18 protein-coding genes and 1 other annotated feature are annotated in these 24,658 nt (G+C 55.7%); of the genes, 14 read left to right on the forward strand and 4 right to left on the reverse strand.

Going from position 1 to position 24,658, the window contains the following annotated elements:
• Positions 1-90: 90 nt before the first annotated feature.
• The 6 genes from ACX1DY_RS13650 (at position 91) to tyrS (ending at position 6,493) form a co-directional block, all read left to right on the forward strand.
• Positions 91-1,131, forward strand: a complete 1,041-nt coding sequence (locus tag ACX1DY_RS13650; protein WP_458964745.1) for an ABC transporter substrate-binding protein — start codon at positions 91-93, stop codon at positions 1,129-1,131.
• On the forward strand, positions 1,128-2,123 hold the full coding sequence (locus tag ACX1DY_RS13655) for a FecCD family ABC transporter permease (RefSeq protein ID WP_458964746.1): 996 nt from the start codon (positions 1,128-1,130) through the stop codon (positions 2,121-2,123). Before ACX1DY_RS13650 ends, ACX1DY_RS13655 begins: the two co-directional genes overlap by 4 nt.
• The gene (locus ACX1DY_RS13660) at positions 2,120-3,163 is read left to right on the forward strand and encodes a FecCD family ABC transporter permease (RefSeq protein ID WP_458964747.1); all 1,044 of its coding nucleotides are present in this window, start codon (positions 2,120-2,122) and stop codon (positions 3,161-3,163) included. Before ACX1DY_RS13655 ends, ACX1DY_RS13660 begins: the two co-directional genes overlap by 4 nt.
• Before the next feature lie 17 nt (positions 3,164-3,180).
• Positions 3,181-4,017: an ABC transporter ATP-binding protein gene (locus ACX1DY_RS13665; protein ID WP_458964748.1), complete on the forward strand. Its 837-nt coding sequence runs from the start codon at positions 3,181-3,183 to the stop codon at positions 4,015-4,017.
• 37 nt (positions 4,018-4,054) lie between these two features.
• Positions 4,055-4,852 carry a (2Fe-2S)-binding protein gene (locus ACX1DY_RS13670; protein ID WP_458964749.1) on the forward strand — a complete coding sequence of 266 codons (798 nt, stop codon included), beginning with the start codon at positions 4,055-4,057 and terminating at the stop codon, positions 4,850-4,852.
• Positions 4,853-4,894: 42 nt separating this feature from the next.
• Positions 4,895-5,119: a binding site (T-box leader), on the forward strand.
• A gap of 114 nt (positions 5,120-5,233) precedes the next feature.
• On the forward strand, positions 5,234-6,493 hold the full coding sequence (gene tyrS / locus ACX1DY_RS13675; protein WP_458964750.1) for a tyrosine--tRNA ligase: 1,260 nt from the start codon (positions 5,234-5,236) through the stop codon (positions 6,491-6,493).
• A gap of 69 nt (positions 6,494-6,562) precedes the next feature.
• On the opposite strand, the gene ACX1DY_RS13680 is transcribed toward tyrS, so the two are convergent.
• Together ACX1DY_RS13680 and ACX1DY_RS13685 are read right to left on the reverse strand one after the other, a co-directional pair.
• Complete coding sequence (locus ACX1DY_RS13680) at positions 6,563-7,609, reverse strand: HAMP domain-containing sensor histidine kinase (protein ID WP_458964751.1); 1,047 nt, start codon at positions 7,607-7,609, stop codon at positions 6,563-6,565.
• On the reverse strand, positions 7,606-8,325 hold the full coding sequence (locus tag ACX1DY_RS13685; RefSeq protein ID WP_458964752.1) for a response regulator transcription factor: 720 nt from the start codon (positions 8,323-8,325) through the stop codon (positions 7,606-7,608). Before ACX1DY_RS13685 ends, ACX1DY_RS13680 begins: the two co-directional genes overlap by 4 nt.
• 164 nt (positions 8,326-8,489) lie before the next feature.
• Between ACX1DY_RS13685 and ACX1DY_RS13690 the strand changes: the two genes are divergently transcribed.
• Positions 8,490-10,382: a serine hydrolase domain-containing protein gene (locus tag ACX1DY_RS13690; RefSeq protein WP_458964753.1), complete on the forward strand. Its 1,893-nt coding sequence runs from the start codon at positions 8,490-8,492 to the stop codon at positions 10,380-10,382.
• Positions 10,383-10,784: 402 nt separating this feature from the next.
• Here the strand turns inward: ACX1DY_RS13690 and ACX1DY_RS13695 are convergent, their stop codons facing one another.
• Together ACX1DY_RS13695 and ACX1DY_RS13700 are read right to left on the reverse strand one after the other, a co-directional pair.
• Positions 10,785-11,366: an LOG family protein gene (locus tag ACX1DY_RS13695; RefSeq protein ID WP_458964754.1), complete on the reverse strand. Its 582-nt coding sequence runs from the start codon at positions 11,364-11,366 to the stop codon at positions 10,785-10,787.
• Between the two features lie 495 nt (positions 11,367-11,861).
• On the reverse strand, positions 11,862-13,850 hold the full coding sequence (locus tag ACX1DY_RS13700) for a beta-galactosidase (protein ID WP_458964755.1): 1,989 nt from the start codon (positions 13,848-13,850) through the stop codon (positions 11,862-11,864).
• A 245-nt stretch (positions 13,851-14,095) separates the two neighbouring features.
• Between ACX1DY_RS13700 and ACX1DY_RS13705 the strand changes: the two genes are divergently transcribed.
• The 7 genes from ACX1DY_RS13705 to ACX1DY_RS13735 all read left to right on the forward strand — a co-directional run bounded on the left by ACX1DY_RS13705 (position 14,096) and on the right by ACX1DY_RS13735 (position 24,523).
• Complete coding sequence (locus ACX1DY_RS13705; protein ID WP_458964756.1) at positions 14,096-15,064, forward strand: ABC transporter permease; 969 nt, start codon at positions 14,096-14,098, stop codon at positions 15,062-15,064.
• A 16-nt stretch (positions 15,065-15,080) separates the two neighbouring features.
• Entirely contained in the window at positions 15,081-15,965 is an 885-nt protein-coding gene (locus tag ACX1DY_RS13710) for a carbohydrate ABC transporter permease (protein ID WP_458964757.1), read from the forward strand.
• Positions 15,966-16,000: 35 nt separating this feature from the next.
• Complete coding sequence (locus tag ACX1DY_RS13715; protein WP_458964758.1) at positions 16,001-17,599, forward strand: extracellular solute-binding protein; 1,599 nt, start codon at positions 16,001-16,003, stop codon at positions 17,597-17,599.
• Between the two features lie 86 nt (positions 17,600-17,685).
• A complete protein-coding gene (locus ACX1DY_RS13720) occupies positions 17,686-20,055 on the forward strand; it encodes a helix-turn-helix domain-containing protein (RefSeq protein ID WP_458964759.1) in 2,370 nt (789 codons plus the stop codon).
• A 111-nt stretch (positions 20,056-20,166) separates the two neighbouring features.
• Entirely contained in the window at positions 20,167-22,896 is a 2,730-nt protein-coding gene (locus ACX1DY_RS13725) for an exo-rhamnogalacturonan lyase family protein (protein WP_458964896.1), read from the forward strand.
• A gap of 45 nt (positions 22,897-22,941) precedes the next feature.
• Positions 22,942-23,637, forward strand: coding sequence for a DUF1961 family protein (locus ACX1DY_RS13730; RefSeq protein ID WP_458964760.1), 696 nt, complete (start codon positions 22,942-22,944; stop codon positions 23,635-23,637).
• An 85-nt stretch (positions 23,638-23,722) separates the two neighbouring features.
• Entirely contained in the window at positions 23,723-24,523 is an 801-nt protein-coding gene (locus ACX1DY_RS13735; protein ID WP_458964761.1) for a polysaccharide deacetylase family protein, read from the forward strand.
• The last annotated feature ends 135 nt before the right edge of the window (positions 24,524-24,658 follow it).

Below are 24,658 nucleotides of genomic sequence, written 5' to 3' on the forward strand. Positions count from 1 at the left end.
CGCTCTGCTCTTTTTCTATAATTAATAATGAGAATCAATATCAATAAAGTGTTCTCAGAATTATAAAAAAAGATGGGGGTAGACCAGTCAATGATGAGTCAAAGATATAGCTGGAAAAAAGCATGGATGGCAGCACTGCTGCTTATCGTTATGCTGATTGCTGCAGGCTGCGGCCAGAATAAGAATACAGGAACGGCAGCGGAGGAATCGGCGGCGCCGGCTGCGGCGCAGGCGAGTGCTGCTCCGGCAGACAAAACGGAAGCCGCAGGAACAGACGCGGCATCTGACGAGGTGCGCACAATCAAGCATGAGATGGGAGAAACACAGATCAAGGGAACGCCCGTCAGGATCGTCACCTTGTACCAGGGGGCGAATGACGCCTCGGTTGCTTTTGGAGTGAAGCCTGTCGGTATCGTGGAATCATGGCTGGAGAAGCCGGTCTATGAATATCTGCGTGCCGATCTTGGCGGCATTCCCCAGCTCGGGACAGAGGACCAGCCCAATCTGGAGGAGATTTACAAGCTGAAGCCGGATGTGATCTTTGCGAACAAAATCCGCCATGAAGCGATCTACGACCAGCTCAGCCAAATTGCGCCTACAGTGATGAGCGGCGAGGTCTATGACTGGAAGGGAACGGTCAAGCTGATGGGCGAGGTGCTGAACCAGCAGGACAAGACGGCTGAGCTGATGGGCAAATGGGACAGCCGGGTGGCCGACTTTAAGCAGAAAATGGGTGACCGTCTGCCGATTGAGGCTACGATCACCAATTTCCGTGAGGATCATGCGCGGATCTTCTACATGGGGTTTGCAGGTGGCATTCTGAAGGAGCTTGGCTTCACAAGACCTGAGGGTCATGATGCGGATATCTGGGGCGTGAAGCTGACCTCCAAGGAGAGTATCCCGGATATGAACGCCGATGTTATTTTTAACTTCAATTCCGGTACGGATGAAGCTGCGGTTAATAAGCTGTATACAGACTGGACGAGTCATCCGCTGTGGAAGAACCTGGACGCGGTCAAGAACAATCAGGTTCATATGGTAGACGAGGTGGCCTGGAATATGGCGGGAGGCATCCTGTCGGCCAATCTGATGCTGGACAGCCTGTACGAGATGTTCGATCTGGCGAAATGAACAAGCGCAACACTGTTCTGCTGCTGATTCTAATTCTGCTCCTGTGCGGAGCGTTCACCGCCAGTCTGCTGCTCGGAAGGACTGCGGTATCCTGGCATACCCTGGTTCTGGCCTTCACTGATTATGATGCCGGTTCCGTCGGGCAACTGATCGTCCGTACAGAGCGCTTGGCACGTGCTGTAATTGCGCTCTCGGTGGGAGCCTCACTGGCCCTGGCCGGGACGCTGATGCAGGCGATGACCCGTAACCCGCTGGCCTCGCCGGATGTGTTCGGGATAAGCTCCGGCGCTATCCTGATGGTTGTTCTGGCGGTGCTTGTGAATCCGGCTACACCGCTGATCATCCTCTCACTCTACGCCGTAGGCGGTGCGGTGCTTGCAACCGTTATTGTCTATGCGCTAGGGTCGCTTGGGCGCGACGGCCTGACACCGGTCAAGCTGGTTCTGGCCGGCTCGGCCATTACCGCTTTATTCGCTTCCTGCACGCAGGCGCTGCTGGTGATGAATGATACAGGCCTGCAGGATGTGCTGTTCTGGCTGGCCGGCTCGATCAGCGGCCGGACGCTCGAGAATGTGCGGCCGCTGCTACCGTTCATTGCGGTTGCAGGGATCTTTGCCCTTGGAATGGGCCGGGCGCTGAATCTGCTGACAACCGGCGAGGATATCGCCAAAGGCCTGGGCCAGCGAACGCTGCTCGTTAAGCTGCTGCTGGGCGGGCTGATCGTCATCCTCGCCGGAGGCTCGGTCGCTATGGTAGGGGCGGTTGGCTTCATCGGCCTCTTCGTTCCCCATCTGGCCCGGGGACTGGCGGGTAATGATTACCGCTGGGTGCTGCCATTCTCCGCGCTGCTGGGAGCGGGACTGCTGCTGCTGGCGGATGTCGCCGCGCGGCTGCTGATTCAACCGTCGGAGGTGCCCATCGGGGTGATGACGGCTGCAATCGGGGTGCCGTTCTTTATTCATGTGGCCCGCAAGGGAGGTGCGTGGAAGTGAGCAAGCCTGTTCATTCGCACACCCGGAAGATGGGTGTTCGTTATCAAGTGGAGCGCAGAACCGTTTGGACGCTGGTCATCGGATTTGCGCTGTATATTATAGCGGTTGCTGCGGGAACCGGGTGGGGCGACAGCTACATCTCGCCTTCGGATGTGCTGCGTACGATCTTCGGCAGCGGACAGGGTGAGTATGACTTTATTATTATGACGCTGCGACTGCCGAGAGTACTTACCGCTCTGCTGGTCGGCTCGGCGCTGGGGGTCTCCGGTGCGATTCTGCAGGGAGTTATCCGCAATCCGCTGGCTTCGCCGGATATCATCGGGATCACCGGCGGCGCTTCGGCGGCGGCAGTAGCCTTCATTACCTTTTTGAGCGGCAGCGTGAGCATCAAGCTGCTGCCTGCCGCCGCCGTGGCAGGGGCGCTTGTGGTGTCATTGTTGGTCTACAGCTTGTCATGGCAAAAGGGCGTAACGCCCATTCGGCTGGTGCTGATCGGCATCGGGCTGTCGGCGGCGGCGAAGGCGGCTACAACGCTGATGATCGTGATGAGCCCGGCAATCGTCGCAAGCAAGGCCTATCTGTGGATGACAGGCAGTGTATACGGGGCTTCATGGGACAATGTGTACACCGTGCTTCCGGCTGTGCTGATTGGAATTCCGCTTGCCCTGTATTTTGCCCGCAGCCTGAATGCCCAGGAGCTGGGCGACGATGTGGCCGGAAGCCTGGGGGTTGCCGTGCAGCGCCACCGCCTGGTGCTGGTGCTGATCAGCGTGGTGTTGGCCGGCTTTGCCGTATCGGTGTCCGGCGCCATCGGCTTCATCGGCTTGATCGCTCCCCATCTGGCCAGACGCTGGACCGGAAGAATGTTCGGCGGCCTGCTCGTGATGTCGGCGCTGACCGGTGGCCTGCTTGTGTTTCTGGCCGACCTGATCGCCCGGACGATTTTTTATCCGCTGGACATTCCGGCAGGGGTATTCACGGCGGGAATCGGGGCGCCGTTCTTTATTTATATGCTGTTCCGGAACCGGAACCAATTGTAGCAAAGGAGGCGAAAGCATTGGCGACGCTGGAAGCGAGTGATTTGACAGTATCCTACGGTTCCAAGACTGTGATCGGGAGGATGAATTTGCAGATCCCCGAAGGGCAGATCACAGTGCTCATCGGGGGCAACGGCTGCGGCAAATCAACGCTGCTGCGCACGCTCGCCCGGCTGCTGAAGCCCGGCAGCGGAGAAGTGCTGCTGGACGGGCAGCGGATTGCGCGCATGTCCACGCGGGAGGTGGCGAAGGCCATGTCGATTCTGCCTCAAGGGCCGACGGCTCCCGAGGGCTTGACGGTGCGGCAGCTGGTCCGCCAGGGAAGATATCCGCATCAGAGCTGGCTGAAGGCATGGTCGGAGGAGGATGAGGCCATGGTCCGCTCCGCGCTGGAATCAGCCCGGGTGCAGGATTTGGCCGACCAGACGGTCGATTCCTTGTCCGGTGGACAGCGGCAGCGGGTATGGATCGCCATGTCGCTGGCGCAGGGGACGGACCTGCTGCTGCTGGACGAGCCGACAACCTATCTTGACCTGTCGCATCAGGTAGAGATTCTCGATATGCTGTATGAATTGAATGAGCGCGAGGGGCGCACGATTGTCATGGTGCTGCATGATCTGAATCTGGCCTGCCGGTATGCCCATCACATGGTAGCTGTGCATGCGGGGGACATCTATGCCGAAGGGCCGCCGGAGAGCATCATAACTCCTGAAACAGTGAAGAAGGTGTTCCAGCTCGACTGCGAGGTCATCCGCGATCCGCTGTTCGGCACACCGCTCTGCATTCCGCACGGGAAAGGCAGACGGATCGCCGGTACGGCTCCGCTGCTGCGGGAGAACGAGCTTTTGCATTACTAACTTAGGCGAGAAGTTAGCCTCTAAAGGAGCTGAGCGCATGGGCATTATGGATTTTGAACTGCTGGATCAGCGGTACGGCATCACCCTCCATCCGCCGGAACCCGAAGCTATAGTCATTCCGATAGCAGAGCTGCTGCAGGCTTCGCGGATGGAAGAGTTTCTTAACCATTACCGCAGCCAGCTCCGGGCGGAGAACCGGAAGCCGGCTGCGGCTTTTACAGCCGGGTTCTTCGGCGATGTGGCGATGGCGCTGCAGTATACTATATCTGTGCCTGGAAGCGCGCCGGATTTCTCGCTGGATAATCTGGAGCTGCAGATGACGACAGGGAACAAACGGCCTGAGATCACCTTCCGCCCGCTGCGCTGGCAGGAGCGGGAGGGACCTGATGGCGGACTACCCCGGCGGCAATGGCTGACAGAGGTGCTGTCCGGTTTCTATGGCGGCCAGGCCAGGCCGTTCATGGAGAGCCTGTCTGCCGCAAGCGGTCTGCATATCAGCCAGCTCTGGGGCCAGTTGCCCACCCGGTTCTACCGGGATATACATGGGCTGCTGCAGGAGGAGCAAGAAGAGCGGACGAAGATCAGGATCACTGGCGATTACCGTTTTTTGTGCGAGGAGCTGGATGCGGCTGCGGTGTTTGGCCGTTCCAGAAATCCGTTTGCTGCGGTAATCCGCACCGTAGAGCCGCTGATCGACCCGAACCGGCTGACCGCAGTCAAAACCGCCTGCTGCCTGAATTATTTGACCGAGGATCACGGCTACTGCTATACCTGCCCTCGTCTGACCGAGGAGCAAAGAGCCACTCAGGCGGAGAACTATCGGGCGCGGCATTGACAACAAATTTGGAATTGACTATACTTTCAGTAATCTTATAGCTTACATACGTTGAACGAGACAGTAGCAGCCTTTGTCCCTGTCACAGAAAGCCGGGGGGTGATGGAACCCGGTACACACAAGGATTGCGAATTACACTCTGGAGTATCTTGGGTAATGCCAAGCGGAATCAAGCGAACGTTAACTCGCTGTGAGTGGTGCGGATCTGGCCGGCAGGCTGTCCGCGCAATTTGGGTGGTAACACGGTTAATTATAGTCGTCCCTGTGTCTGATTAGACAAGGGGGCGATTTTTTTGTGGCCTGAACCACCGGAAGCTGCAGGCGGCGCTGCTTGCTCAACGTGTATATGGATACGAAAAACTAATAAAGGGGCTGTACAGCTTGAACATTATTGATGAACTGGAATGGCGTGACGCGATTAACCAGCAGACGGATGCAGAAGGATTGCGCGAATTGACAAATACAAAGGCCGTGTCGCTCTACTGCGGCGTCGATCCTACGGGAGACAGCATGCATATTGGTCACCTGATTCCATTCATGGTGCTGAAACGCTTCCAGCTCGCCGGACACCGCCCGGTGATCCTGATCGGCGGAGCCACAGGCACAATCGGCGATCCGAGTGGCCGCCAGAGTGAGCGTTCCCTGCAGACGATGGAGCAGGTGCAGGAGAATGTGGAGGCGCTGACCGCGCAAATGAAGAAGCTGTTCGTGACCGAAGGCGACAATCAGGTGCGTATGGTTAACAACTACGACTGGACGCAGAAGATTAACGTCATTGAATTCTTAAGAGATTACGGCAAAAACTTCAGCATCAACACGATGCTCGCCAAGGATGTTGTCTCCAGCCGTCTGGAGAGCGGAATTTCGTTCACTGAATTCTCCTACCAGATTCTGCAGTCCATCGACTACCTGCATCTGTACCAGCATGAGGATGTGCAGCTGCAGATCGGCGGCTCTGACCAATGGGGCAATATCACAAGCGGCCTGGACCTGATCCGTAAAAAAGAAGGCGGCGAAGCCAAGGTCTTCGGTCTGACCATCCCGCTGATGCTCAAAGCGGACGGTACCAAATTCGGCAAAACGGCCGGCGGCGCCGTATGGCTCGATCCGAAGAAAACAACGCCGTACGAGTTCTACCAGTTCTGGGCCAACACTGACGACCGCGATGTGGTGAAATACCTCAAGTACTTCACGTTCCTGACGAAGGAAGAAATCGAAGCGCTGGCGGAGAAGGTGGAGACCGAGCCGCATAAGCGCGAAGCGCAAAAAACACTGGCGGAAGAAATGACCCGGTTCGTACACGGCGAGGAGCTATTGGAGCAGGCGAAGCGCATTACCGCAGCCCTGTTCAGCGGGGATATCCGTTCACTGACTGCAGAGGAAATCGAGGAAGGCTTCAAGGAAATGCCGACCTACACAGCAGGCAAGGATTCGAAGAACATCGTAGACTGGCTGGTGGACTTAGGCATTGAGCCGTCCAAGCGCCAGGCGCGCGAGGACATCACCAAGGGAGCGATTTCGCTGAACGGCGAGCGCGTTACTGATGTCGCGGTGGAAGTGACTGCCGGGGATGCCATCGGCGGACGTTTCATCATCATCCGCAAGGGCAAGAAGAATTACAGCCTGGTCAAGCTGGGCTAAGGCTGCAAGCGGACGATCCTCAACAAGCACAAGCCGTCAACCTCAAAAGGGTTGGCGGCTTGTTTTTGCTCACTGATATAGCACAAGTTCAAACGCAGTCCGGCTGGCACGGTTATCCAGCACCAGCTCACCGCCCTGCCGCTGCATCATTTTCCTGGCGATGGCAAGTCCCAAGCCGGTTCCTCCGTCACCTTGCCTAGAGGAATCTCCCCGCACAAAAGGCTCAAAGATTACCGCCTTCAATTCATCGGAAATGCCGACACCGTTGTCTATGATGGCAATCCGCACCGAATCCCTCTTTTGCTCTAGCCGGATGGTGACCTCCGTACCTTTGGGGTTGTAGCGCAGTGCATTCGACAGCAGATTGGAGAGGGCGCGGCGTATCAGGACAGCATCATGGGGGACCCGCACTTCGTCAGATGGAATATCTACATTCAATACGAACTGCTTATCCTCAAATTGTTCATAATAATCCGCCGTTGCTTCCCTTAGCAGCTCTGCAATATCCCCAGGCTTCATGCTTACAGGAAAATCAGGGCTATCCAGCTTGGACATTTGGAAAATATCATCAATGAGCGTGGTGACAAACTGGGATTTACTGTATATGAGCTGCAAATACTTCTCCCTCTTGTCCTCATTGTCGGCAAATCCGAGCTGTAGCGCCTTAGCGTAGCCTTGAATGGTGGTGATGGGGGTCTTCAAATCATGGGAAAGGTCTACCAGCATCCGGTCCTTGCTCATCCGCAGTCTGTGGTTCTCGGCTTCTGTCCGCTGCAGCGATTCGGCCATGTCATTGAAATATTGCTGTACCTGTACAAATTCATCGCTTGCCTTGATATTAAGCCGCTTCTGAAACCTGCCCTGCTGCATTTCCCGGATGCCTTCGGCAATCTGCCCCAGCGGCTTGGTGATTCTTCTGGACGTCCACAGACTGTAGAACAGGACATTTAGGCCGAACAGGAGCAGCAAAGACAGCAGCGAGTACAAAGAAACCGTAACGGTTTCCTGAGCCACGTCGACAACCACTACCAGGAATCCTACAAAGACTGCACCGAGTGTACAGGTGAACAGGATATATGATTTGACCAGCCTGGACAAAAGGGTGTTTGCGTTCACCGGAATTCATCCTTTCTTGCGAACTTGTAGCCAAGACCCCGTATGGTGCGGATAAATACCGGCTGTCTGGGATTGTCTTCGATCTTCTCTCTGAGCCGCGACATATGAACCATAACGGTGTTGGCATCTTCAAAATAATCATCGTCCCAGACCTGCTCGAATAGCTGTCTTTTGGTCCAGACCCGGCCCGGAGCTCCCATTAAGGTCCGCAGCAGCTTATATTCGATGGCGGTCAGCGGGATTTCATTATCCTCCTTGTACAGCATGCAATCCTGATGGTCCAGCTTCAAGGGGCCGACGATGGTTGGCTCCACATGCTCCTTGGGCTCTTCGGCAGCGGGCTCATTAAATTCATAAGTCCGTCTGAGCATGGCCTGCACACGAGCCACCACCTCCAGCGGATTAAAGGGCTTTGCTATGAAATCATCCGCACCAAGCTGAAGGCCGAGAATTTTGTCGCTGTCCTGATTTTTGGCGGAAATAAAAATAACCGGAATGGTGTATTCCGCACGCAGCTGCTTAAGCAGCCGGATGCCGTCCATCTCGGGCATCATGATATCAATGACGGCCAGGTCTATTTGTTTTTCACAGATATGCTTCCAGGCTTCAGCGCCGTTTCGCGCCTCGAGCACGTGCAGATTCTCCGTCTCCAGGAACATCCTCAGCAGCTCTACAATATCCGGATCATCATCCGCCAGCAAGACGGTTCTGCTCATTGTCGCTATACCCCTTCCAAGATAGCTTGCTTTTTCCCAGTGTAGCATCCTTATCCCTGTATCCAGCTATTGTAAGGTAAATTTAAGGTTGAGGGAAGATTGGAGACAGAAGCGGGCCTTATGCTGAATCTGTAAAACTTAAATATGATGTGGAGGTTATATGGATGAGGACAATATCCCAGAGGCTGCTTATTGTGCCGGTTATATTTACTTTGCTGCTTGGCTTTGGTGGGGGCGGGGCTGAAGCGGAGGCTGCACCTGCCGCCTTGACTGCCGGCCAGCTTGAACAAATTGTTGATCCGATTATGCAGGATGGGCTGGACAACCGGCATGTTCCCGGTACGGCGGTGGTTGTGACCCAGGGAGAGCGGATTATTTGGAGCAAGGGGTATGGCTACGCAAATGTGGAACGCAAGATTCCAGTGGACCCTGCCCGGACGGTCATGCGTGTAGGTTCACTTACCAAAACGTTCACTGCCGTAGCCGCTATGCAATTGGCAGAACAGGGAAAACTGACGCTGCATGATGATGTTAATCAGTTTTTGCGCACGTACAAGATTCCGGTCTTCAAGGATCAGCCCATTACACTGCATCACTTGCTGACGTATACTTCCGGGCTGGATGAAATTATTTACAGAATAAGTGCTTCTTCGCGCGAAAAAGCGTTGTCCGCAGATCAGTTTCTGCGCGAATATGTAAGCTGGAAGACTCCGGTAAGGGAGCCGGGCCAGGAATATGAATACAGCAATGCGGGTATTGGCCTCGTGGGCAATATCATTGAACAGGTTTCCGGTTCAGACCTGGGCGATTATATGAGCAAGAATTTGTTCGCACCGTTGAACATGCCAAGTGCAAGCCTGACGGTTCCTGAGAGCGGTCCGGACGTGGCGAAATCCTACATGTATTCCGGGGGAGCTTACCAAGCAGTTCCGTTCTCTTATGTTAATCTTCCAGGGGCAGGGGGGCTTAGTGTCATCCCCAATGAATTTGCCCATTTTATGATCGCAATGCTGAACCGGGGGGATTTCCAGGGTACGGCTATCCTTGCGCCCTCCAGCGTGGATGAGATGCAGCGGCGTCAATTTGCCGAATCCCCCGATGTGGCCGGAATGGGATATGGGCTCTTTAGGGGAAAGCTTGCCGATGGAAGCCTGACGCTGAGGCATACCGGAGACATTGAAGCCTTCAGCGCCAAAATGGAGCTGATTCCCTCGCAGGAGCTCGGTATTCTGATCGTCAGCAACGGAGCTGCGGAGGGCATGAATATAAACGATAAAATAACGGATGCGATTACCGGACTTTTTACAGGAGATACACCCGATGTTAAGCCACTCGCGCTTTCCTTGGAGCAGCTTCGGGAATATGAGCATACCTATTTATTTGCTGCTGCTCCGCAGCAGGGCTGGGGCAAATGGCTGTATTTTCTTGGCGGCAAGGAATTCAAGGTTACAGCGGCTGATGGCGGGCTGACCCTGAGCGGGGTATTCCCGGATGGAACAGGGGAAAAGCGGGAGAAGTTTTTTGTACCGGTTGCAGAGGATCTGTTCCAGGAAAAAGGCGGCACGCAGCAGCTATGGTTCGACCGGCAGCGGGATTTACGAATGACCTTCGTCCAGGAAACCACTATGGCAGAGACACCGGAATTCTGGCAGCGTCCTTCCACGCTTATTGCGCTGTACCTGGGCTGCGGATTATTAATTATTGTGCTGTCCCTGATCTGGCTGATCCGTTATGTTCTGCGCTTGTTCCGCAAGTCCAATAAGCCTGTATCCTTGCATATGGGAATAATTACATTATCACTGTCAGTTTTTCTGATTATTCAATTAAACTATGGCAATTCCGCAATCACCTTCGGGTATCCGGCATGGTTTGTCTGGGGAGTTTCTTCACTGCCATTCCTCGCTGTGATTGCTGCAGTTCATTTGATCTGGCGGGATGGCGTTAAGGGCTTCCGGGAAAAGGGGGCTCCACTCGCACGCTGCGCCGTCGCAGCCGGTTCCATTGCGTATACAGCGTTTTTGTTCTATTGGAATATGCTGTCCATCCATTTCTCATAGGTTGCGGAGTTAAGTATAGGGATATGGAGGCGCTATACGTTACTGGTGGCTGGGTTGCGGCTGGAATATGCCCTTGGTCAAGCCTTGCGATGGATGAATAAGTGGAAAAAAGTGAATTAATCAGAGAAAAACGACGATTTTTAGAGATTTAGGTGGAATTAGTGCAATTAATCAGGCGAATATCGTTGAAATAATCAAAAATCGCCGAATTTAGATGGAGGAATTCCAGTATGGTCCCGAATTTAGTGTTCCTCCACATTTTTAGGTGGAGAAATTCCAGTTTGGGGAGGGACAGGGCCATTATTCCGGGCAGCCAGGTAGTGGATTAGCTGCGCCTCACATAATAAGTCCAATGAGGCGCAGCTGGTAGCTTTTATAGGACAAGGGAATGAACACGGATGATCAGGTGCGCTCGTCCGTTAGGTATGTTTTCACTGGTGGAGGGGAGTAGTTCAAAAATTGCCGGATCATGCCCTCGGGTGTGGTATCGGTGAGAACCATTGACCGGTGCTTCTCCGGCATGAACTGTTCCCTTGTGATCTGGTCAAGCAGGGCAATGAGCGGGTCGTAATAATGCTCGACATTTATGATCCCGCAAGGCTTCTGATGCAGCCCGAGCTGCGCCCACGTGAAAATCTCAAAGTACTCCTCCATCGTACCCGGCCCCCCCGGCAAAGCGATGAAGCCTTCGGCGAGTTCTGACATTTTTAATTTGCGTTCGTGCATGGAGTCTACCATGATCAATTCCGTCAACTGCTTGTGTTCAATTTCCCGGCGTTTGAGAAAATGGGGCAGCACCCCGATCACGCTCCCGCCAGCCTCCAGAGCAGCGTCCGCCACCTCGCCCATCAAACCGACGGTCGCCCCGCCATAGATCAGAGTGATGCCGTGTTCTGCCAGTACTTTACCCAGCGCGTGGGCACTTTCCTTATAGACGAGAGAAGCACCGTCACGTGATCCGCAGAATACAGCGATACTTTTCATGGTTGAACACTCCTCTTAACGTAGTAAGATCAACTCACCGGAAGCCTCTCCCGGAGCACACATCTTAACGGTAGCACATCACTGGGCGGATTGCACATCGGCAACCCGAGAATGACTTATTGCTGCGCCCCGTCAAAAAAACAAAGGAAGCGGACGAGGATCTGCGCGCTCATTTGCAAATGCTGCTCTCAAAAATAAAACCGGGCACATCTCATGACGAGGTCGGTCTTGGAGCTGAAGGAGACGAAATGTTGTGTCATGGGGAAAGCATCGTCTCTTTTTTTGTATTCTTTTGGTCTATACTCAGATCCATAGCTTCAGCCTGGGAGCGTGATCAGTGTATGTGGCCCTGATATCCGCAAAAACGGGACAGATGCCAAATGAAGATTCGTGTTATGAAAAAGAAGGGGTTTACCCGGCAGTGGATCGTTCTGCTGCCGGTGAACCCCTTCTTTTACCGTTTATAGAGGCAATTGCGAATGTAACAGATTAACACTACAGTTCGATGAGTTTGTATTCGTAAGGCGCAAGCGTCAGCGGGCCGGGTGCGACGGTATTGCCGGTCAGGGCATCCCGCCCGCCGCGCGGCAAGGTGACACTGCCACCGTGTCCGTCCATGTTAACTACGGTCCAGACTTCACCGGCAGCGCCGCGTCTTGGACAGACGACCGTGCCCCGGGTGACATCGGTGCGCAGGGATACACCGGCCCGGCAGGTATAATGATTAATCAGCGCGCACAGCAGCTGATCGCCTGCTTCGCCGGCCGGCAGGGAGCCGAGCAGCACGATGGCTCCGCTGCCGTACGGCTGCTCGGTGAGGAAGGAGAGGCCTGGCGTCCGGCCCTCCGTGATGTGCCCGATGCTGGCGGCGCCGCCGGGCAGCGGCTCAAACACCGCGCTCCACAAGGACAGCGGTGCGGAGATGCCGAAGGCGTGCCCGATGCTGCCGGTCCCTTCCATCGGGTAGACGTATTTGGTCTTCACCCCGGCGACGCGCTCCAGCTCTCCTAGGGCCGCGTCTGTATGCAGGGTATGCTCAGCCGTCCGTCCTCCGCTCAAGGGACCAGCGATCCAGATGCCGCCTGCCTTAACGAACGCGAGGGCTTTCTGTAAATATTCGGGCGACAGATAATGGACAAATGGAGTGAACAGCAGCTTGTAGCCGCTGAGATCGCCCCCTTCAGGCAGCAGATCACGGTGAATGCCCATATCCAGAATCCGTTTATAGAAGTCCCCCAGCAGTCCACGGTAATTCAGCTTCCGGTGCGGTTCTGTCGCGAGGAATGCCTTGGTCCGGTCTGAATAGGTGATCGCCACCTCGGCCTGAACCGGCCGGGTAGCCAGCATGAGCGGCTCGATGCTCAGCCGTGCTGCGGAGGCTTCCCGCACATTGTCATAGCCTAGAGCCGGTTCACCCCAGGCGCTGATCACCGAGCTGTGCGGCTGCTCGCTGCCGGTACGCTGCTGCCGCCACAGCCAGTAGCAGAATGCGCCGGCTCCCAGCGCATAGGCGGACACGGCTTCAGCCGTGAGATATCCGTCCGGATGCGGCTCGCCATAGCTCTCCAGCGAGGCGGCGAAAGCAGGGCTTGTCTCAAGCAGCCAGAAGTCTTTGCCGGGCTTGAAATTGCGCCACAGATCGCAGTTAAGCAGATAGGCATGCCTATTGGCCTGGGAGGCGTAGGTGTCATAAGCGGCGAAATCCAGTTCCCGGAACAGCTGCTCATTATCCAGGTGAAAAGCAACGCTGCTGTTGTGGGTGATTGGAGCATCCGAATAGCGGCGGAGGATGGCCGCCTGCTCGCCTGCGAACTCGGCGATCTTCTCCATTTGGAAGAGGCGATACATGGTCTTTAGGGACGAGTTATGCAGAAATGGAGTAGCCACCGGCTGCGGCACTTGGTCAAACCGCTGGTACGTCTGGCTCCAGATTCCTGTGCCCCAGGCTTCATTCAGCTGCCGGATGGTGCCGTAGCGCTTTTCCAGCCACTCATGCCATAGCGCTTTGCAGGTTTCGCACATGCACTCCGCCACATGAGCCTTGAATTCATTGTCGAGCTGCCAGGCGACAAGTCCGGGAAGCCGGCCCAGCTCACGGGCCAAATGCTCGGCAATGACGGCGGCCCGCTGCCGGAAATAGGGATGGTTCGTGCAGACATGCTGCCTGGACCCGTGGCTCATTACCGTTCCATCTTCTCTGATGAACAGACGCTCCGGGTGTCCGTGCGTCAACCAGACCGGCGGTGTTGGTGTCGGTGTGCACATGATCGTGTCAATGCCGTGGTCATGCAGCAGCTTGATGTGCTCTGTGAACGGCCGGATATCAATCGCGTCTTCCTCCGGCTCCAGCTCCGACCAGATGAACTCGCCCATGCGGACCAGATTAATCCCGGTCTCCTTCATGAGCTGAAGATCCCGCCGCCGGGCCTCTTCCCCCCACAGCTCAGGATACCATGCGGCTCCGTAATACAGTTTATGCTTCACTTTGAAGTCCTCCCTCTGGAATCAGAATGCGGGAATTGATCTTCTGGCATCATAGATGCTCGGCTTTTGGCCGGCAATAGTAAAGTTTTGCAGGCTTTGGACTTTTTTGAACAGCCGTGATTTGTGGCTGAAGCCGCGTACAGCCAAAAAGTCCGATTGCCGGAAAAATGCGCCGCAACCATAATAGGAATCGCAGCCGGCAAGACGGCGAGGCGCGGCTGCATATCCAAACGGAGGTGAACGAAATGAAGCAAGGAGCGGCTATGGGAGCAGCGGATATACGGCCCGCTGCAACGTACCGCAGCAGGCGGGAGCTTCGCTTCAGACGTCTGAAGCGGGACAAATGGCTCTATATTCTGCTGAGCCCCGGACTCCTGTATTTCCTGCTGTTTAAATATGTGCCGATGTGGGGAGTGCTGCTTGCTTTTAAAGATTATCAGCCCTTTCTGGGCTTTTGGAAAAGCGAGTGGATCGGCTTTGAGCATTTCCGCGTGTTTTTCCAGAATCCCGATTTCTTCATGCTGCTGCGCAATACGCTGGTCCTGTCGCTCTATAATCTGGTGTTCTTTTTTCCGGCACCGATTATCCTCGCGCTGCTGCTGAACGAAATCCGGCTGTCTTTCTACAAACGGACGATTCAAACGATGATTTATGTGCCCCATTTTATCTCAATGGTGATTGTCGCCAGCATATCGTATGTGTTCCTCACGACAGAGGGCGGTGCCGTCAACGAATTGCTGTATGCGGTTACAGGGAGGAATATTGATTTTCTGGCCAGTCCGGACTGGTTCCGTCCGCTGATTATCCTGCAAACGATCTGGAAGGAATGCGGCTGGGGGACGATTATCTTTCTCGCCGCGCTGGCGGGTGTCGATGTGGAGCAATATGAAGCAGCCGTGGTGGACGGAGCAAGCCGCTGGCGGCAGACCTGGCATATTACACTGCCCGCGATCCGCAGCACCATTGTCATTTTGCTCATTCTGCGGATGGGGACGATTCTGGACAACGGCTTTGAGCAGATTTACCTGATGATGAACGCACTGAACCGCGAAGTGGCCGAGGTGTTCGACACGTATGTGTACGCGCTGGGGATTACCCAGGGGGCGTTCAGCTACAGCACGGCTGTCGGCCTGTTCAAATCGGTCATCGGCGTAGTGCTGGTGCTCGGCACCAACTGGCTCGCCAAGAAATCGGGCGAATCGGGACTTTATTAAAAAGGAGGCTGTGTCCGTGGCTAAACGCTATCGAAGCGCCGGAGAAATCACATTTGACGTATTTAACTATTTTATACTCGGAATTATCGGAATCGCCGCGATCCTGCCGTTTCTGTTTGTGGTCTCCGGTTCGTTCGCCACCGAGGCGGAAATTACCAAACGCGCCGTTTTTCTGATTCCGACAACCTTTTCGCTGGATGCCTACCGGTTCATTTTCTCGACGGATACCATTGTGCGGAGCATCGGGGTATCGCTCTATGTAACGGTGATCGGAACGATTGTAAATTTATTCTTTACGGTAACGATGGCCTACCCGATGGCCAAACGCTATCTGATGGGCCGCAATCTGATTCTCAATCTGGTCATTTTCACGATGCTGTTCGGGGGAGGGATGATTCCCACCTATCTGGTGATCCGCGAGCTGCACCTGCTGGACACGTTGAATGCCCTGATTCTCCCGGGAGCGATCAGCGCCTTTAATCTGATTATCGTCAAAAATTTCTTCCAGGAGCTCCCGGTGGAAATGGAGGAGGCGGCCCGGATCGACGGCTGTACCGAACTGGGTCTGCTTTGGAGGATTGTGCTGCCGCTCTCGAAGCCTGTGCTGGCGACATTTACGCTCTTTTACGCGGTCGGGCACTGGAACAACTTCTTTTCAGCGCTGCTCTATATCAATGATCCGTCTAAATGGCCGCTGCAGGTCATGCTGCGCCAGATCGTCATGCTGTCCCAGTCGGCTGCCGGCGACATCAGCTCTATGGATCCGAATTTTGTGCAGCCGCCCGAGCAATCGATCAAGATGGCGGTTATCGTGGTCGGCACACTGCCGATAATGTGCGTCTATCCGTTCCTGCAAAAACATTTCGCTAAAGGGGTGATGCTTGGTTCGGTCAAAGGATAAACCTGTTCCGCCAAAATAGTAAAGGGAGGCATGTTATGAAGACCCAACGTCCACAAGGCACCATACATTTGAAAAGATGGTTGTTTATGTTATTAGCTGCTATTATGGTGATAAGTATGATTTCCGGCTGCTCCGATGGCCAAGAGAATTCCACAGCAGGGGACAAAGAGAGCGCCGGCGGCGAAGGCAATGCCCAGGCTCCGCTTGCGCTGACGCTGATGCTTCCGATTTTCAAGACGAATTATCCGAAGGACGGCAGTCCGGTTGCAGCCCAGCTCGAGAAGCTGACGGGTACCAAAATTCATTTTGAATGGGTGCCGAATGCTTCCTATGCCGATAAATTCAACATTACGCTCGCTTCAGGCAAGCTGCCCGACATTATCTATGTAGGCGATGTCAAGGCTTCCAGCTTCGTCAACGCAGCCAAATCCGGCGCGTTCTGGGAGGTTGGCCCCTACCTGAAGGATTATCCGAACCTGAGTCAAGCCAACCCGGTCATTCTGAGCAACTCGGCGATTGAAGGCAAAAACTACGGAATTTACAGGGGACGGGCGCTGGGGCGCAACGGCATGGTCTTCCGCAAAGACTGGCTGGAGAAGCTCGGGCTTGAGACCCCGCAGACCGTCGATGAATTCTACAATATGCTAAAAGCGTTTAAGGAGCAGGACCCGGACGGCAACGGGAAGGACGATACGTACGGCATGGTGCTGGTCAAGTGGAGCGGCCAATGGGCCAGCGGCTTCGATACGATAAAATTGTGGTTCGGAACGCCGAACAAATGGGGCATTCGGGACGGAAAGCTGGTGCCGGAGCATGAATATCCCGAATACTTGGAAGCGCTTAAATTCATGAAAAAGCTGTATGACGAGAAGCTGATCAATTCCGACTTTGCCGTTATGGACAGCTCCAAATGGAATGATCCGGTCGTCAACAACAAAGCCGGAGTGATTGTCGATGTGGTTGACAACGGGGCCCGGCTTGACGATAAAATTCATGCCGCGCTGCAGAAGGAAGGCACCGACGAGCCTGACCGCCATTATGTTGATGTCAGCGGCGGGGTGAAGGGTGCGGACGGAAAGCTGCATACGCTTCCGACTTCCGGCTTCTCCGGCATGCTGGCAATTCCGAAATCATCAGTCAAAACCGAGGAGGAGCTGAAGCAGGTGCTGACCTTCCTGGACCGGCTGAATGAAGAGGATCTCCAGACGATGCTTGGCTACGGTCTTCAGGATATCCACTACACGTTGAAGGACGGTTATATCGAACGTTCAAGCGATACGGCACTGCTGGAATCGGAAGTGGAAGGGCTGAACCAGATGCTGCCGTTCATTCCAGAGGACCGCGCGAAGCAGGTCAAGCAGACGCCGCTGCGCGTGAAGCAGCTGGAGGTGCAGAAGGCGAACGAAGCAACGATTGTGGTCAATCCGGCCGAGGCGCTGATCTCTGCGGTATATACCCAGAAGGGGGCGCAGCTTGATAATGTCATCAACGATGCGCGCATCAAATTCATTGTCGGCCAAATTGACGAAGAGGGTTTGAAGTCGGCTTTTGAAGTATGGAGGAAGACAGGTGGAGACGAACTGGTAAACGAAATGAATGAATTGTACGAATTGTACGCGAAGACGAGCAAGTAAAGCCCGGCCCCGCTCCACCGGCCGGTGTGTACCCGTTAAAGCCACAAGGCTGCTACTCTAAACTACGGATTCGGCTGGTGAATAGCATGGAGAATAGAATGGTGGGGAAAAGCAACCGCTATGCGGGGGGCCGGACGGGCCGCAAAGGCCGGTATTACCGGAAAAATCTAATTATTGTGCTGATCGTTTCGTCCATCCCGGGTCTAATCATCGGCGCACTTGTGTACTTTATGGCCGGAGGAAATCTGGAGAAGGAGCTGCTCGACATGCATAACCGGCAGATCGAGCAGCGCGCCGGCAACATCAACGATCAGCTGTCGAATCTGGAATTGATGCTGGCCCACTGGGCGTTTGATCCCAAGTTCGACTACAGTCTAAACGGCCTGGATTTTACCTTGAATCACGAACGGGCCTGGGACATTACCAAGACGCTGGTGGTCATGCAGGGCTCGAACCCGATGAGCAAGTGGGTAGAGCTATACTTATCAGGGGACCAGCCGGTGCTGTTCGGTCCGGAGTATGGGACGGTTGCCCCCGGGGAAGCCTCCGCTGTGTATGACAAGCTGCTGGAGACTGAGCGAAGCACCTATTGGACCGAGTGGGCGTTTGATCCCGCGCAGCCGAATCAGAAGGAGCTGACGCTGGTGCACCACATTCCCGGCGGAAGTCTGAAGCCCTTCGGGGCGCTGCTGCTGCGGATGGACACGGAGAAGGTGTCCGCCATGCTGCGGACAATGACCCCGTACAACAGCGGGGAAGTCTTTATGCTGCAAAAGACCGGCGGTCTGTTTATATCCGGCGACGGCAGCGATGCTGCCACGCCTTTTGTAGCTGCGCTGCGGACGGCTATTGACGCAAGGGGCAACGGGGACAGCACATCGTTCCTGTATGACTGGGAAGGAGCTACCTTCGCGGTGACGTACGGCGATTTCCCGCGGATTGCCGACGAGTGGATGTACGTGTCGGCTTCTCCGATTTCCAGTGTGACCTCGCCGGTGGTGTCGCTCTCAAGAATGATCTTTCTGGTCAGCTTCAGCGCGCTGCTGCTCGCGGCTATCCTGTCATGGATTGCTTCCCGCAAAATTTACTCGCCCTTCCGCCGCCTGCTCCAGACGCTGCTCCCCGAGCATGCGGTTTGCGAAGGCAAGGAGGATGAGGTGACGCTGATCGAGCGGCACTGGCAGAACCTGCACGGGCAGCGGCATGCCCTCCAGTATACGCTGTCGGAGCAGCTTCCGCATGTGCAGCGAAGCTTCCTGCATCAATTGTTCCAGGGCTATTTGTACGCTTATTCCGAGCAGGATCTGCAGAGCCGGATGAAACAGTATAAGTGGGAGGTGGAGGGCTGCGTTTTTATTGTCCTGTACATCCAGCTAACAGGCATCTCCAGCTTGGAGGGCAAGTTCCGCAGCGGCGATGAGAGCCTCGTGTCTTTCGCAGCCGTCAACATTATCGGCGAACTGGCCGCCGAGTATTTCGACCGGGCGGAAACCGTCAACCTGCACGATCTTACGGCGGGCATACTGCTGATTGAACCGGGGGAAGGGCCGGAGCCGGCCAAGGTGCAGGATTTTGGTGAAGAATTGGCGGCCACGATCAACCGGATGCTCAAACTGCAGGCTGCGGTGGCGTACAGCGCGCCGATTGCCGGCATTTCGGGCATTCCACGGTCGTTCGAAGCGGCGAAGCAGGCGGTCAGTCACCGTAGATATGGAGGCGGCAACCAGGTGATCAGCCTGGAGCGGCTGGACAGGGAGGGCCAGGGTGCGCATGTGCCGCAATATTCGTTTTCTCTGGAGCGCGGCCTGATCCAGGCACTGCGCACTGGAGAGGCGGAAGAGGCGGACCGGCTGCTGGAAGAGTTCCTGGATACGCTGTGCGAAGGCGGGGCCAAGGTAATCGATGTGCAGCAGGGCATGTTGCATCTGCTCGGCGCCATCCAGCACACGGTGATGGCCCTTGGCATTCATCCGAACCAGCTGTTCAAAGGCCGGAACCTGTATGCCGGATTGTCGCAGATTCACGAGCCAAGGCTTATCCTGTCCTGGTTCCGCGAGCAGGTCGTCGCCCCCTTCCTGAAGGAGCAGTCCGAACGTTCGGATGCCGGTATCCGGCGGACGATCGATCAGGCCATGCTGTACATTCAGGAGCATTACATGGAGAACATTTCCCTGGACAGCTGCGCAGATTATACCGGGACCAGCCCTTTTCTGCTCAGCAAGTCCTTTAAACGGGTGACCGGCAATAATTTTATCGACTATTTAACTGAGCTGCGGCTCGAAAAAGCGAAGGAGCTGCTGCGCGATACTGATCTGAAGATGAACGATGTCGCCCAGCAGGTCGGCTACCAGCAGAGCTATTTTAACCGGATATTCAAAAAACAGGAGGACATCACCCCGACACGCTACCGTGAGCTGAGCCGGAATGAAGGGGAGAAAGATGCCGGAACCCGGTAAGAGGGGACGCGCCCGGGAAGTTTTACAATTTGGCTTCAACAGCGCCCGTCTCCCTCGCAGACCACTGTCCTGGTGATGTCACATAAGGAGATGACAGCTTTGTCCTCAGCCATGCCGATACATTTACAGTGGTTGAAGAAGCCTTCCGCAGCTGCGGGCGTAACATGGGGTGTGCCTTGGCCCAAAGGGGAGCTGGACCGCGCAGAATTGGCGGCTCTTTGCCTTCGCGGGACAGAGGATGGCGCCCGGCTGCCGCTGCAGAGCCGCCCGGCCGCTTATTGGCCGGACGGCAGCATCAAATGGTCCTTTCATTCCGCCGTCTGTCCGCAGGGTGGTGCAGAAGGATACATGCTTGAACGGAATACGGAGTCTGAAGCTGTGCAGATAGAAGCAAGGCTGTCCGTAACAGAGACGGAGGAAGCCTATATCGTGGATACGGGTACTATCGTCTGTACTGTCAACAAGCACGGTGCGGGACCGATTTCCCGGATCATCCGCCGGGCGGTGGAAGATGCTGGGATATCAGCCGAGCATTGCAGATACTACAGAGATACAGAGGATGTTATCTCTGAAGATTCGAAGCAGCAGGTCAACCCGGCACAACAGGCCGTGTGCAGCGGGAGTGAACTGATCTGTCTCCGGGAGCAACGGGATAGGATTAGCGGTGAACGGACGCTGCGGGAGGAGCGGTTTACCGGGGTTACGCTGCAGGCCTGTCTGGAAGAGGATGGACCGCTGCGGGCCGTGATCCGCCTGGAAGGCCGGCACAAAAGCGCAAGGGGAGCGAGGGAGTGGCTTCCCTATACACTGCGTCTGTATTTTTACGCCGGAGTGGATTCAATTCGGCTGGTTCATACCTTTCATTATGATGGCAACCCGCATCAGGATTTCATCAAGGGACTCGGTATTGTGTTCAAGGTACCGCTAAGCGGCCCCCTGTACAACCGCCACATTCGTTTGGCCGGAGATGAAGGGATTTTCAGCGAGTCTCCCAAGACTCTCCATACTCGCAGGACCAAAGGTAAATACGCTGACTGGTTTGCCGGGCAGCTGGAAGGCCGGAGACTGCAGTTTGATCCCGAAGAAGATGCTTATTTTATGGGACTGCTTCAGGACTCGGCGGTATGGGACAGCTTCCGGCTGGTTCAGGATTCATCCGAACATTATGTAATCCACAAGCGGACAGAGGCGGGATGCGCCTGGATAAAGGGGGCGGAAGGCCGGCGGGCGGGTGGAATCGGCTATATTGGCTCAGAAGGCGGCGGGTTGGCAGCCGGAGTGAGAAACTTCTGGCGTAAGTCTCCTTCCGGCCTGGAGCTGGACGGTACTTCCGGTGACGAGGCGGCTTTAACCGTCTGGTTCTGGTCCCCGGAAACTCCGGCGATGGACTTGCGCCACTATGATACGAAGACGCATGTGGAGTCCTCATATGAAGGCGCGGCGGAGCTGCGGGCCACGCCTTACGGCATCGCCAATACCAATGAGCTGACCCTGTGGTGCACAGCGCAGACGCCGGAATCTGCGCAGCTGCAGCACATGTGCACGGAAGCTGACGATCCGGCCCTGCTGGTCTGTGATCCGGCGTATTATCACAGCTGCCGGGCGTTCGGATTATGGAGCCTGCCGGACCGGAGCACTCCGGCCAAATCTTACCTGGAGGAGCGGCTGGACGGCATTCTGGCTTTTTACCAAGCGGAGATTGAACAGCGGAAATGGTACGGCCTGTGGGATTACGGTGATTTCATGCACAGCTATGATCCGGTCCGCCATGTCTGGAATTACGATCTGGGCGGCTGTGCCTGGCAGAATGCCGAGCTGGTACCGAATATGTGGCTGTGGGTGAGCTTCCTGAGGACTGGACGCGATGATATTTTCCGCATGGCGGAAGCGATGACCCGGCATACCAGCGAGGTAGATGTATACCATTTCGGGGAATACGCCGGACTTGGTTCACGGCACAATGTCGTGCACTGGGGCTGCGGCTGCAAGGAAGCGCGGATTGCGATGGCCGGACTGCACCGCTACTACTATTATCTGACCGGTGACGAACGGATCGGCGACGTGATGGACAGTGTGAAGGATGCCGACTACTCCACCGTGACGCTGGACCCGATGCGGGCTTATTTTCCGAAGGACGAATTTCCGACGCATGTGCGGGTTGGTCCCGACTGGGCGGCGTTCAGCTCCAATTGGATGACCCGCTGGGAACGGTATGAGGATACGGCGTACCGCGACAAAATTGTAACCGGCATTGATTGCATCAAAGGGGCCAATCTGCGCCTGATCTCTGGTCCGACCTACGGCTACGATCCGAAGACGGGAATTCTCAGCGCAATGGGCGACGACAACTGGGGACGGCATCTGGCCATCTGCATGGGCGGTCCGCAGGTGTGGTTCGAGCTGGCGATGCTGCTGGAGGACCCGGAGTGGGAGAAGATGCTGGCGGAGTTCGGCGTCTTCTATAACCTCCCCCAGGAAGAGAAAGATAAGCTTACCGGAGGAGCCATCACGGGCAAGCTGCGGTTCGAGCATCCCGTGCTGAGCGTGGCTATTGCCGCATATGGCGCGTGGTACAGAGATGACCAAGCCACGGCAGACCGCTGCTGGTCGATTCTGCTGGAGAATCCGTTCGGCCGTGTCAATCTCAGTCAGGAGCAGGAACGGGTTACTTATATGGAAGAGCTGAATGAAATTGACTGGATGAACACGAATGAAGCTTCGCAGTGGTCTCTCAACACGATTATTGCTCTCGAGCTGATTGGGGAAGCCCTTCCGGAGCGAAAGGCCGGGGCAGGCACTGAGAAGGAGGAAGCAAGCCATGGTTCAATTGAAATACGATGAACAAGAAATCCGTGAGGCTATTGGCCAGGATGTGTGGGGCAGCAGATGACGGCGCGGCAGGATATGGCGCTGATCCCGGAAGGGTGGAGCGAAATCTACCGCAATACACTGGAAAAGCCTGAAGATGTGGCGGATTTCCGGATGGAAGGAGCCGGAGCGCCGACCTTTCCGCTGGACCGCTTAAGGCTGGAGAGCACGCGAAATGCGGAAGAAGGGCAGAAAGCGAACTTTGTCTTCTGGTGCCCCGAGGTTTTCCCGGCAGACCTTGCGGTGTACTGGAAATTCCGGCCGCTGCGGGAGCCGGGACTGGCCATTCTGTTCTTCGCTGCGGAGGGTACAGGAGGCAAGGGGCTGTTTGACCCGTCCCTGGCGCTTCGAAACGGAGAGTATGATCAGTACCATCACGGGGACATGAACTCTTTTCACATTTCTTATTTCCGCCGGATGTGGGCCGAGGAACGGTCTTTTCACACCTGCAATTTACGTAAAAGCTACGGCTTTCATCTGGTGGCGCAAGGCGCGGACCCGTTGCCGGATGTGTCTGATATGACCGAAGCGTACCGGATGCTGGTGGTGAAGCAGGATTCTGCGGTGACCTTTGCGGTCAATGGTCTGCCGCTGCTTCGCTGGGTGGATGACGGCGCGTCCTTTGGCCCGCCGCTGGCGGGCGGCAGAATCGGCTTCCGGCAGATGGCGCCGCTGATCGCGGAATACAGCGATTTGACCGTATACGCCCCGTGAAAGGCAAAGACTCCGGCTGCAGAGATGGCTGTCTGCAAGCAGGCTGCGGACTGACAATTGCAATTAGCAAAGGAGGAGCACAACAATGCCCGGAGTTTATTATTGTTATCCGCAGGGCCGGCACAAGGCGCTGACGATGAGCTATGACGACGGCAGACGGTCAGATGAACGGCTGGCCGGCATTTTTAACAAATACGGCATCAAGGCCACCTTCCATCTGAATTCGGGACTGCTCGGCGAAGGGGACCGCATTACGGCTGATGAAGTTCCTGTCCTGTACCGGGGACATGAGGTCAGCGCACATACGCGGAGACATCCGACAATGGCGCGCTGCCCGCAGGAGTATATCGTCGAGGAGATCATGGAAGACCGGAAAACGCTGGAAGGGCTCATACACCAGCCGGTCCGCGGGATGTCCTACCCGAACGGGTCCTACACGGCAGAGATTAAGCAGCTGCTGCCGCATCTGGGCATCGAATATGCCCGGACGGTGCAGACGACAGGCGGCTTCGCGCTGCCGGAGGACTGGCTGGAATGGCAGGCGACCTGCCATCACAACCGCGGTCTGCTGGAGCATGGGGAGAACTTTATCCGGCTGCACAAACGGCAGTATCTTTATTTGATGTATGTGTGGGGCCACAGCTACGAATTCGATAATGATGACAACTGGGAGCTGATTGAGCGCTTCTGTGCTATGGCCGGCGGGCATGATGACATCTGGTACGCTACTAACCTGGAGCTGGTTCACTATATGAAAGCCTGCGAACGGCTGATCTTCTCCGCCTCCCGGGAATTCGTCTTCAATCCGGGAGCCGCATCGGTCTGGCTGGAGGTTGAAGGAACTGTGGTGGAGGTGCCCGGAGGACAAACGGTGGATTTGAGCTGAAGGCCGGATGGGAGAACAGTGCGACCGCCGGATGGGAAGCCGCCGGACGGGGACAAGGAGGAATATCTGTGGGAAATGAAAGTCATACGGTGTACCGGGTTGCCGGGATTGATATCTCGGCCGCCGGCCCAAGAT

The organism is Paenibacillus sp. BAC0078 (genome assembly GCF_054483875.1).

What these genes read in the sequence shown, in the direction of transcription:
- ACX1DY_RS13650 (WP_458964745.1), top strand. Translation starts at nt 91, where the DNA reads ATGATGAGTCAAAGATATAGCTGGAAAAAAGCATGGATGGCAGCACTG.
- ACX1DY_RS13655 (WP_458964746.1), top strand. Translation starts at nt 1,128, where the DNA reads ATGAACAAGCGCAACACTGTTCTGCTGCTGATTCTAATTCTGCTCCTG.
- ACX1DY_RS13670 (WP_458964749.1), top strand. Translation starts at nt 4,055, where the DNA reads ATGGGCATTATGGATTTTGAACTGCTGGATCAGCGGTACGGCATCACC.
- ACX1DY_RS13685 (WP_458964752.1), bottom strand. Translation starts at nt 8,325, where the DNA reads ATGAGCAGAACCGTCTTGCTGGCGGATGATGATCCGGATATTGTAGAG.
- ACX1DY_RS13690 (WP_458964753.1), top strand. Translation starts at nt 8,490, where the DNA reads ATGAGGACAATATCCCAGAGGCTGCTTATTGTGCCGGTTATATTTACT.
- ACX1DY_RS13695 (WP_458964754.1), bottom strand. Translation starts at nt 11,366, where the DNA reads ATGAAAAGTATCGCTGTATTCTGCGGATCACGTGACGGTGCTTCTCTC.
- ACX1DY_RS13705 (WP_458964756.1), top strand. Translation starts at nt 14,096, where the DNA reads ATGAAGCAAGGAGCGGCTATGGGAGCAGCGGATATACGGCCCGCTGCA.
- ACX1DY_RS13715 (WP_458964758.1), top strand. Translation starts at nt 16,001, where the DNA reads ATGAAGACCCAACGTCCACAAGGCACCATACATTTGAAAAGATGGTTG.
- ACX1DY_RS13720 (WP_458964759.1), top strand. Translation starts at nt 17,686, where the DNA reads ATGGAGAATAGAATGGTGGGGAAAAGCAACCGCTATGCGGGGGGCCGG.
- ACX1DY_RS13725 (WP_458964896.1), top strand. Translation starts at nt 20,167, where the DNA reads ATGCCGATACATTTACAGTGGTTGAAGAAGCCTTCCGCAGCTGCGGGC.
- ACX1DY_RS13730 (WP_458964760.1), top strand. Translation starts at nt 22,942, where the DNA reads ATGACGGCGCGGCAGGATATGGCGCTGATCCCGGAAGGGTGGAGCGAA.
- ACX1DY_RS13735 (WP_458964761.1), top strand. Translation starts at nt 23,723, where the DNA reads ATGCCCGGAGTTTATTATTGTTATCCGCAGGGCCGGCACAAGGCGCTG.